This is a genomic window from Scytonema sp. PCC 10023 (assembly GCF_963920835.1).
Classification (GTDB): domain Bacteria; phylum Cyanobacteriota; class Cyanobacteriia; order Cyanobacteriales; family Nostocaceae; genus Kalymmatonema.
This window is the reverse complement of sequence record NZ_CAWUDP010000263.1, coordinates 1-2,160: the sequence shown is the minus strand read 5'-3', so window position 1 is coordinate 2,160 and position 2,160 is coordinate 1. Positions and strand designations below refer to the sequence as shown.

Here is a 2,160-nt window from a genome sequence, read left to right as displayed (position 1 = left end):
GTAGTTGATGAGGTGAGATAGGTTTGGACAATCCCGCTTCTTCTGCATACTTCGCCAGAATTTTCCGAATCCCTCGGTCAGTATACTTGCGTTTCCAGGACGACTCAAATAGGTAAGTTGCTTGCTGTTGATGCATCCGGTCAATATGCATCGCCAAAACTTCTTTAAATAAAACAGGAAACGGAACAATTCTGTCTTTACCCCCCTTGCCTGCATTAATGCGAATTTGACAGCGCTCAAAATCTACATCATCAAGCCGAATGTTCACCAATTCGCTGACTCGTACTCCTGTATAAAGCAGAGTTTTAATAAGAACCATATCCTGTACATTCCGGGCTTTCCAAACCGCTTCGTAGTAGCGTCGAATCTCCTCTTCTGTAGGAACATGAGGTAACTTTTTAACTGAAGAATCTACTTCCACCTCTAACTCAGAGCGCAGGTAGCGAAAAATACTTTTTAAATAGTTATAGTCCGGTCTCTCATTACGCAGATACTTGGCTAACTCTTTCGCTTTTTTCTTAGCTGAAGTCCTTTGGAAATTCATCCTGCTACCTCCAGTTTATAGTCAATTTTTAATCGCTTGGTAAGGTCTAGCTGAAAAGTACCGTAGGGATTGACATGACCGTAAATTAGAGGTGTGAGCGCTCGTTGGTCGTCAGTAGTCAGTCGCTTAGACCAAGCTGGCTCAGAAAGAACTTGTTGCAGCATTAAGGTGTTGATATATACCAAGCTGATTTGTAACAAATGCAGTGACAAAACGGCGATTTCCTGCTCCGAACGTTGATTTGTAGCAATTTCACCGCTCTTACCATAGAAAATAAAGCCATTGGTACTATTCCAATTCTCAACAACATTTAACCCTTCATTGATTTCACGCCGCATTGCCAAAGAGTATAAGTACTGGCATAAGAAAATAGTTTTAATAACCTTACCTAGTTCTCCCAATGCCTGATAAGTAGGATGCTTGATATTGCTACGAGTAAACCGCTTTAAAATTGCTTCTGGTTCTGCTGTCCCTAAACGTAATGCCGTTGCATACTTAATCATTTGGTCATATTGCTGGCGAATTAACTCCCAGTCGATGGGACGAGTGAGAACTAGCTGTAGATTAGGATAAGCATTTGGGCTTCCTGTTTCTGGACGATACAGTTTCTGTCGATGAATTGCTTTAAGACGAGGCATTAACTGAAAACCGAGCAAATGACAAAAGGCGAATGCCACCTCACTCTGTCCGTGACTGTCCACAAAGTTCTTTTTCACCGTCATTTCTGTATCGTGGCGCAGTACCCCCTCAATCATGGCAGCCACTTCGGAGGAGGAGCAGGTTTTCAACTGGGAATAAATGCAGGTCGATTTTTTCTCAACGTGCCAGTAAATCATTACCCCCCGTCCTCCATAACGGATATGCCATTCCGTCATTAGGTTCTGCTCCCAAGCCCCAAATTTCTTAGAATCACTGGCGCAAGTTGTTGTCCCTTCTCCCCAAATTTGAGGTAAACGAATCCGGAAAATGGCATTAACAACTTTGGCGATGGCGTTTCTTAATTGCTCTTTATGAATAAATCGACGTTTAATGTAGCGTAAGTCGTAATAGCTGACATCAGATGTGCCATCGCTTACCCGTTTGAGTCCGGTGTTGGTCCCCAAACCGTACAAGCACAGCAGCAACCGTTTTTGTAGGGTTTTTTGGTCTAAAGCTTCTCGTGAGGCAACACTATTGAAACATTTTGTGAAATCAATTCGTAAGTCAGCTTCTTTTAAGATATCTAGCAAACTGGTCATCGGCCAGCGCTGGATAAGTTCAGTTTTGAGCCGTAAAATATTAGTGGGTTCGGGCTGTTTGTCTAAAGGAGAAAGACGAATCCAGCCATTGTTCTTTTTGAGAATTTCGACCTGAGAATTTTTGGGCAACCCATCATTTAAAGTATTGAGAGCCTCCATCATCGCTTGTTTTAAAGGCGTAATGAAGTCTTCAACTCTTGTAGGTTGCTTTAAGGCTTGGTAGTAAGCTTCACGTTGCAGTTCAAAATCAGCAGGCAGGTCTTCTTCAGGATTGCGGTAACGGTTGGCTCCCACTACCCAGATTTCTTTGCAGCGCAGCCGCTCTCTTAAAGCTTGGAGAACACTGATCTCATAGTTAATGCGATTAATACGTTCGTT

Annotated in this window: 2 protein-coding genes; both read right to left on the bottom strand. The window is 42.8% G+C overall.

Annotated features, from left to right (window positions below; genetic code table 11):
* On the bottom strand, positions 1–544 hold a 544-nt coding region (locus tag ACM0OZ_RS48525; RefSeq protein ID WP_414590103.1), incomplete at its 3' end, for a tyrosine-type recombinase/integrase.
* A partial coding sequence (locus ACM0OZ_RS48520) for a Tn3 family transposase (RefSeq protein ID WP_414590102.1) occupies positions 541–2,160 on the bottom strand: 1,620 nt, incomplete at its 5' end. The genes ACM0OZ_RS48525 and ACM0OZ_RS48520, both read right to left, overlap by 4 nt.